Raw genomic sequence first — 8,798 nt, forward strand, 5'->3', positions numbered from 1 at the left:
GGAGACGAGCGGGAAGTCGGACGGCGTGCATCCCCCCACGCCCGCGGCGGCGCAGTGCTCGGCGAACGCCACCAGTTCGGCGGCGAGCCGCTCGGCGAGCCGCCGTACGGTCGTCTCGTCGAAGAGCCCGGCGGAGTAGGCCCAGGAGAAGACGAGACGTCCCTCGTGGACGCCCGCGGTGACGTCGAGGAGGTGGGTGCGCTGTTCGCGGGGGCTGTGTTCGCCACCGGGGTTGAGGGCTGTGGACAGGTACCAGGAGTCTTTGGGGGCCATGTCGAGGCGGCCGAGGTAGTTGAAGGTGATGAGCGGGTCGGGCCCGGCGGGCAGCGCACGGTCGAGGTGGCGCAGGACGCCGTAGCCGACGCCCCGGTCCGGGACCGCCCTCAACTGCTCCTTCACGGCGCGGACTTCGGCCCCCCAGTCGCCGCCGGGAAGCCGCAGGGCCACCGGGTACAGCGAGGTGAACCAGCCGACCGTACGGGTCAGGTCGACGTCGTCGAAGAGTTCCTCGCGGCCGTGGCTCTCCACGTGGACGGGGACGCGGTCGCGCCCGGTCCAGGTGCGCAGGGTGCGTCCGAGGGCGGTGAGCAGGACGTCGTTGACCTGCGTGCGGTACACCGACGGGACCCGCGACAGCAGCGCCTCGGTCTCCTCCGTGCCGAGCGACACGGAGACGAACTCCTGTGCGGCGACGGTGTTTTCGCCGCCCGGGTGGTCCACGGGCAGCTCGACGTGCGCGGCCTCCGTGACCGAACGCCAGTACTCCGCCTGCCCGTCGAAGTCGTACCCGCCGAGGCGCTCGGCCCACTGGCGGATCGACGTCGTCTTGGGCCCGAGGTCGGCGTTCATGCCCGACTCGGCTTGCCGGTAGGCGTGTTGGAGGTCTTCGAGGAGGATGCGCCAGGTGACGCCGTCGACCAGGAGGTGGTGGGCGACGATCAGGACGCGTACGGCTTCGGACGGGCCGTTCTCGCCCACGAGGACCCGGATCAGTGGGCCGTCCTGGAGGTGGAATCCGGCCTGGGTGTCCCGTCCGAGCCGGTCCCAGTCCTCGGTGGCGAGGTCGTGGACGGTGAACACGGCGTCGGTGTCGAGGTGTTGGCGGATGCGGCCGGACCAGGTGCCGTCGGCGCGGGTGAACATGAGGCGCAGGGCGTCGTGGTGGGCGAGGAGCGCGGTCACGGCGTGGCGCAGGGCCGGCAGGTCGGTGTCGGCGGGGAGTTCGAGCGCCATGCCCATGTTGAAGTGCTCGGGGGCCGTGGGGTGGGTGGCGAAGAACCAGTCCTGGATCGGGGTGAGGGCCAACTCGCCGTGGACCGTGCCCTGTTCGGCGAGGATGTCACCGGTGCTGCCGGCCGCGCTCGCGAGGGCGGCGACGGTCTGGTGGGCGAAGAGGTCGCGGGAGGAGAGGTCGAGTCCGGCGCGGCGGGCGCGGGAGACGACCTGGAGGCTGAGGATGGAGTCGCCGCCGAGGTCGAAGAAGTTGTCCTCGGCGCCCACGCGTTCGGCTCCCAGGACCGTGGCCCAGATCTCCGCGAGGGTCCTCTCGGCCTGGGTGCGCGGGGCGACGTAGGCGGTGCCGGTGCCGAACTCCGGTGCGGGCAGGGCCTTTCGGTCGATCTTGCCGTTGGTGTTGAGGGGCAGCGCGGCCATCGGTACGACGGCGGCCGGGACCATGTAGTCGGGCAGGGCGGCGCGGGCGTGCGCGAGGAGGTCGCCGGGGTGCACGTCGGCGGGTACGGCGTAGGCGACGAGGCGCCGGACGCCGGACGGGTCGCGGTGGACGGTGACGTGGGCCTGCGTGACGGAGTCGTGGGCGGTGAGGACGGCCTCGACCTCGCCGGGTTCGATGCGGAAGCCGCGGATCTTGACCTGGTCGTCGGCGCGCCCGACGAACTCCAGCTGGCCGTCCTTGCGGCGTCGTACGACGTCGCCCGTGCGGTAGAGGCGGGTGCCGGGGGCGTAGGGGTTGGCGACGAAGCGGCCCGCGGTGAGGCCGGGGCGGGCGAGGTAGCCGCGGGCCAGGCTCAGTCCGGTGACGTACAGCTCGCCCGCGACGCCCGCGGGGACGGGGCGCAGGGCCTCGTCGAGGACGTAGACGCGGGTGTCGGCGACGGGTGAACCGATCGGCGGGACACCGGAGTCGGGGTTGAGGGGGGCGCTCATGGTGGCGCAGACGGTCGTCTCGGTGGGGCCGTACGCGTTGACGAAGCGGCGGCCTCGTGACCAGCGGTCGACGACTTCGGGCGGGCACGACTCGCCGGCGACGACCATCGTCAGGTCGGGGGCGATCGTGTCCTCGTCGAGGGTGGCCACCAGCGCCGGGGGGAGGGTGACGTGGGTGACGTCGCGCAGGGCGGTGACCTCGGCGAGGCGGGCTCCCCGGCCGCCGCCGGTCTCGTCGTCCGGGTCGACGACGAGTGCGGCGCCGGACAGCAGCGCCATGCACAGCTCCCACCAGGCGGCGTCGAAGCCCGGCGACGCGAACTGCAGGACGCGGCTGTTCGCGGCCACGCCCAGGCGTTCCCGCTGGGTGCGGGAGAGGCTGGCCACGCCGGCGTGGGTGACGACGACGCCCTTGGGGCGGCCGGTGGAGCCGGAGGTGTAGATGATGTAGGCGCCGTTCGCAGCGCTCACCGGGACGCCGGGGGGCACGGGCGCGCCCTCCTGGAGGTGGGCCGCCACGGCGGGGTCGTCCAGCGCGATCACCCGTACGTCCGGGTCGACGGGCAGTTCCTGGGCGAGGCCGCGCCAGGTCAGGACGGTGTCCGCGCCGCAGTCGCCGAGGACGTACTCGATGCGGTCGAGGGGGTAGGAGGGGTCGACGGGCACATAGATGCCGCCCGCCTTCAGGACGGCGAGGACGGCTACGACCATGTCGGCGCTGCGGGGCAGTACGAGCCCGACCTTGGACTCGACGGTGACGCCGGCGGCGGCGATGAGGTGGGCGAGGCGGTCGGTGCGGTCGTCCAGCTCGCGGTAGGTGAGGGGGTCGCCGTCGCCGATGACGGCGAGGGCGTCGGGGTCGGCCGCGACGCGGTCGGCGAACAGTTCGGGTATCGACTTCGGGTCGTGCTCGCAGGTCGTGTCGTTCCACTCGCCGAGCAGTTCGCGGGTCTCGGTGTCGGAGAGGAGGGCGGCGTCGGTGAGGCACTGGTCGGGGGCGGCGGTGACCGAGGCGGCCAGGGTGAGCCAGTGGCCGGTGAGCTGGTCGATCGTCGAGGCGTCGAAGACGTCCGTGTCGTACTCGACCGCGGCGAGGAGGGTGCCGTCGGGGCGTTCGTTGAAGCTGAGCGCCAGGTCGAACTGGGAGGCGTTCCTGGTGGTGACCAGTTCCTGCGCGGTGAGTCCGGGGAGGGTGAACGCGGTCTCCGGGGTGTTCTGGAGGACCAGCATCGCCTGGACGAGGGGGGTACGGCTGGTGTCCCGCTCCGGAGCCAACTCCTCGATCAGCCGGCTGAAGGGAACGTCCTGATGCGCGAAGGCGTCCAGGACCGTCTCCCGTACACCACCCAGGAGTTCGGCGAAGGAACGCGACTCGTCGATGCGCGAACGCAGGACAAGGGTATTGACGAAGAAGCCGACCAGCCCTTCGAGTTCAGAGCGTTCACGGCCGGAGACCGCCGTACCGAGGGCGATGTCACGCTGACCGCTGTAACGCGACAGCAGCAACTGCGTCACCGCCGTCAGCACCATGAACAGACTCGCCCCCGACTCCCGTCCCACACGGGCCAAGTCCCTTGCGGTGCCTGCCGGGACCTCGAAGACCGACGTCGAGCCCGCCGACGACCGCACCGCCGGACGCGGCCGGTCCGTCGGCAGCTCCAACGGCTCCAACCCCGCCAACTGCTCACGCCAATAGGCGAGTTCACCAGCCAGCGCATCACCCGCGAGGCGTTCACGCTGCCACACCGCGTAATCCCCGTACCGGACAGGCAGTTCAGGCAGCGCGGCCCCCGAACACAACTCACCCAGCTCACGCAGGATCACGCCCATGGACCAGCCGTCGGTGACGATGTGGTGCATCGCCAGGACGAGGACGTGCCGCGTGGCCGACTCCCGGATCGCCGTGACCCGTACGACCGGTCCGGTGCGCAGGTCGAACGGGTGGTCCTGCTCGCGCCGGAGGGCGTCCTCCAGGCGCCGCTCGCCCAACTCGACGAGGTGGACGGGGATGTCGAGGGTGTCGTGCACGATCTGGACGCCCTGGCCGTCGTGCGAGGCGAAGGTGGTGCGCAGGGACTCGTGCCGGGTGACGAGGCCGTCGACCGCGTTCTGGAGGGCCGTGAGGTCGAGGGCGCCGGTGAGGCGGAGGGTCGCGAAGACGTTGTACTGGCCCGCGCCGGGGGCGAAGTCGTCGAGGAACCAGAGGCGTTCCTGCGCGTACGACAGGGGGAGCGGGCCCCGGTGGTCCGTGCGGGTGATGGGGGTGTGGCGCGGGGTGCCGGTGGCGTCGTCGACGGCCGCCGCCACGTCCGTCAGGCGGGGCGTCTCGAAGAGCGTGCGCAGGGAGAGTTCGGCGCCGAGGGCGGCCCGGATACGGCTGATGACCCGGGTGGCCAGCAGGGAGTGGCCGCCGAGCGCGAAGAAGTCGTCGTCCGCGCCCACCTGTCCGGCCCCGAGCACCTCCGCCCAGATTCCGGCGAGCGTCTCCTCGGTGGGGGTGCGCGGGGCGACGTACTCGGCGGTCTCCTGCCAGACGGGGGTGGGCAGGGCGCGCCGGTCGAGCTTGCCGCTGGTGGTGAGGGGCAGGCGGTCCAGGGTGACGAAGGCGGTGGGGACCATGTAGGAGGGAAGGGTGTCGCGCAGGTGGGCGCGGAGCGCGGCGGCGACCGGAGCACCCTCGCCAGGTTCGACCGGAGCACCCTCGCCGGATTCGGCCGGGGCAGCGCCTCGCGTGCTCCCCGCATCGGCCCCCACGACGTACGCCACCAGCCGCACCGACCCCGCGCCGTCCTCCCGCGCCACGACCGCCGCCTCGGCGACCCCCGGGTGGGTGCGCAGGGCCGCTTCCACCTCCCCGGGTTCGATCCGGAACCCGCGCACTTTGACCTGGTCGTCCGCGCGTCCGAGGAGTTCGAGGGTTCCGGCGGCGGTCCACCGGGCGACGTCACCGGTGCGGAAGAGGCGGGCGGCAGAAACGAAGGGGTGGGGGACGAAGCGTTCGGCGGTGAGGCCGGGGCGGCCGGCGTAGCCGCGCGCGAGGCCCGTGCCGGCGATGTAGAGGTCGCCGGGGACGCCGGTGGGGACGGGGCGCAGCCGGTCGTCGAGGACGTACGCCTCGTTGTTCCACAGGGGGCGCCCGGCACGGATGTCGCCGCCGTCGGACTGCCAGGCGAGGCTGTCGGCGCTGACCTCGGAGGAACCGTAGAGGTTGAGGAGGGTGGCGTGCGGGAGCCTCGCGTGGAAGCGGTCGGCGAGGGCGCGCGGGAGAGGTTCGCCGCTGCTGATCCAGCAGGCGCAGGAGGCGAGCAGGCCGGGGTCGGCCTCGTCGACGTCGAGGAGGACGGAGAGGAGGCTCGGTACGACCGTCATGCGCTGGACGCGGTGCTCGGCGACGAGGCGGGCGAGCGCGGCGGGGTCCTTGGCGGTGTCGTCGTCGGCGAGGACCACGCGTCCGCCGTGCAGGAGGGTGCCGAAGATCTCGGTGGCGCTGTCGAGGAAGCTGACGGCGCTCTTGGCGCAGACGACGGCCGCGCGCCACTGCGGGCAGGTCTCCGCGAACCATGCCCACCGGCTGACCAGCCCGCCGTGCAGGCCGATGACTCCCTTGGGGCGCCCGGTGGAGCCGGAGGTGTAGATGACATAGGCGGCGCTGCCGGGAACGACCGCGCCGACCGGCGTGTTCCCCGGCTGTGCGGCGATGTCGGCGCGCTGGGTGTCGACGGTGACGAGGGTGTCGGCGTCGGTGAAGAGCCCGGTGTGGGCGGACTCGGTGACGGCGACGCGGACGCCGCTGTCGGCGAGCATGTACGCGATGCGGTCGCCGGGCAGGGTGGGATCGGCGGGCAGGTAGGCGGCGCCCGCCTTGAGCACGGCCAGCATGGCGACGACGAGGTCGGCGGTCCGGGACAGGCAGACGGCGACGCGGTCCTCCTGCCGTACGCCCTGTGCGATGAGGTGATGGGCCAACTGGTTGGACCTCTCGTCGAGTTGACGGTACGTCAGGCTCTCCGCGCGGGTGACGAGGGCGATCGTGCCGGGGGTGCGGGCGGCCTGTGCGGCGAAGGCGGCCGGGATCGTCGTGGCGGCGGCGTCGGGGTGGCCGGTGGCGTTGGGCTCGACCAGCAGACGGTGGCGTTCGGCGTCGTCGAGGAGCGACAGTTCGCGCAGGGGCCGTTCGGGGTGGGCGGCGACGGCGCGGGCGAGGGTGACGAAGTGGTGGGCCAGCCGCTCGGCGGTGCCGGCGTCGAAGAGGTCGGTGCTGTACTCGACGGCGCAGCCGAGGGTGTCGTCCCCCTCGGTGAACTCCCAGCTCAGGTCGTACTGGGCGGCGTCGCGGTCGAGGGGCAGCCGTTCGGCGCGCAGTTCCTCGAATTCGAGGGATTCCGCCGGGGTGTTCTGCAGGACGACAAGGGACTGGACGAGGGGGGTGCGGCTCGTCTCGCGTTCGGGGGCGAGGATTTCCACGAGCCGTTCGAAAGGCACGTCCTGGTGGTCGAAAGCCTCCAGGACGGTTTCCTTGACGTCGTCGAGGAAACCGAGGAAGGAGGCGTTCTCGTCGATCCGCGAACGCAAAGCGAGAATGTTGATGAAGAACCCCACGAGGTTCTCCAGTTCGGCGCGTTCCCGTCCCGGAACGGCGGTTCCGACCGCGATGTCGTTCTGGCCGCTGTAGCGCGCCAGGAGCAATTGCGTGAGCCCTGTCAGGACGACGAACAGACTGGTCCCCCGCGCCCGGCCCAGCTCGCGCAGCGCACCGGTGACGTCGGCCGGCAGCTCGAACGTGCGGGCCGCCCCCGCTCCGGTGCGTACGGCGGGGCGTGCCCGGTCGGCGGGCAGTTCCAGGGGTTCGAGCCCCGCCAGCTTCTCCCGCCAGTACTCCAGATGCCCGGCGAGTGCGTCCCCGCCGAGCCGGTCCCGCTGCCAGGCGGCGAAGTCCGGGTACTGGACGGGGAGTTCGGGCAGGACTGCGGACTCGCCGCGCCGGGCGGCGGTGTAGAGGGCCTGGAGTTCGCGCAGCACGACCTCCACGGAGGCGCCGTCCGTGACGATGTGGTGCATCGCCAGCAGAAAGACGTGCTCGGTGTCGGAGATCCGCACGAGCAGGGCCCGTAGCAGTGGCCCGGCGCCCAGGTCGTACGGTGCGGACAGCCGCTCGGCCACGAGTCGTCCGGCCTCCTCGCGGCTCAGCTCGGCCGTCTCGAAGGGTATGGCCATGGTGGGGTGCACCACTTGGCGCCCGACGCCGTCGACGGTCTCGAACGTGGTCCGCAGGGACTCGTGCCGTGCGACGAGCCCTTCCACCGCGGCGCGCAGCGCATCCGCGTCGAGCGGCCCGGTGAGCCTGAGGCTCAGACCGGAGCTGTGGTCGCTGCCGCCGGGCTGGAACTCCTCCATGAACCAGAGGCGTTGCTGGGCGAACGACAGCGGCAGCGCGCCCGTGCGGTCCGCCGCCGGGATCCCTGTGCGCCGGGTGCGGCCGGCGAGCCGTTCGCGGAGCCTGCGCCGCGCGTCCTCCGGAAGGGAACTGATCCGGCTCTCGCGCGACGGCTCCGCGTGCATGAAGGACTCCTCCAGGACCGAGAAAAAGCAGGGGGGAAAAGGGCGTGAAAAGGCCTGCGCGCCGCAGGGGAAAGGGTGTCCCCGCACCCTGCGGCGCGCACGAAAAGCGTTGCTCGGGAAAATGCCGCTACCGGTTGTCGCTACTGGTTGTCGTCGTCCACCATCGACATCTCGATCTCTTCGAGGATGACGTCCTCGACATGGAGAGCGAGCCGCGCGACCGTGGGATGGTCGAACAGAACGCGTGCCGACGGATTGATGTCGAACACGCTTCGGACCCTACCAACCACCCGGAGACTGAGGACCGAGTTTCCACCCAGGCTAAAGAAGTCGTCCTCGACGCCGACCCGTTCGAGGCCGAGGACGTCGGCGAGGATCTCGGCGACGGCCTCCTCGGTGGCGGTGCGCGGGGCGACGTAGGACTCCCGCTCGCCGTACTCGGGCGCCGGTAGGGCCCTGCGGTCGAGCTTGCCGTTGGTGGTGAGCGGCAGTTCGTCGAGGGCGACGAACGCGGACGGCACCATGTGGTCGGGCAGTTGGGCCCGGACCGCCTCGCGCAGCGCCGCCTCGTCGAAGGAGGCGCGGTCGGCGGGGACGACGTACGCGACGAGCCGCCGGTCGCCGGGCCGGTCCTCGCGGACGACGACCGCGCACCGGGCGACCCTTCCGTCCCCGGCGACCAGGGCCTCGATCTCGCCGGGCTCGATGCGGAAGCCGCGGATCTTGACCTGGTCGTCGGCGCGTCCGAGGTATTCGAGCTTGCCGTGCCGGTTCCAGCGGGCGACGTCCCCGGTGCGGTACATCCGCTCCCCCGGCCCGCCGAAGGGGCTCGCGACGAAGCGCAGCGAGCTGAGTCCGGCCCGGTCGAGGTAGCCGCGGGCGAGTCCGCCGCCGTGGATGTACAGCTCGCCGGTGCCGCCGGGCGGGACGGGCCGCAGTGCGGCGTCCAGGACGTAGGCGCGCAGGTGCGGGAGCGCGGCCCCGATGACGCTGCCCGCGCCGTCCTCGGCGAACGCCGGCTCGGCGGGCTGGCTGGTGACGTGCACGGTGGTCTCGGTGATGCCGTACATGTT

The 8,798-nt window shown here is 72.2% G+C and carries 2 protein-coding genes; both read right to left on the bottom strand.

Annotated elements, in window-relative coordinates; all coding sequences use genetic code 11:
• Positions 1-7,725: non-ribosomal peptide synthetase (locus AOK24_RS18805; RefSeq protein ID WP_159051920.1), on the bottom strand; the 7,725-nt coding region annotated here is incomplete at its 3' end.
• A 140-nt stretch (positions 7,726-7,865) separates the two neighbouring features.
• Positions 7,866-8,798: AMP-binding enzyme (locus AOK24_RS18810; protein ID WP_159051921.1), on the bottom strand; the 933-nt coding region annotated here is incomplete at its 5' end.

It is taken from the genome of Streptomyces niveiscabiei, from assembly GCF_001419795.1.
GTDB classification, from domain to species: domain Bacteria; phylum Actinomycetota; class Actinomycetes; order Streptomycetales; family Streptomycetaceae; genus Streptomyces; species Streptomyces niveiscabiei.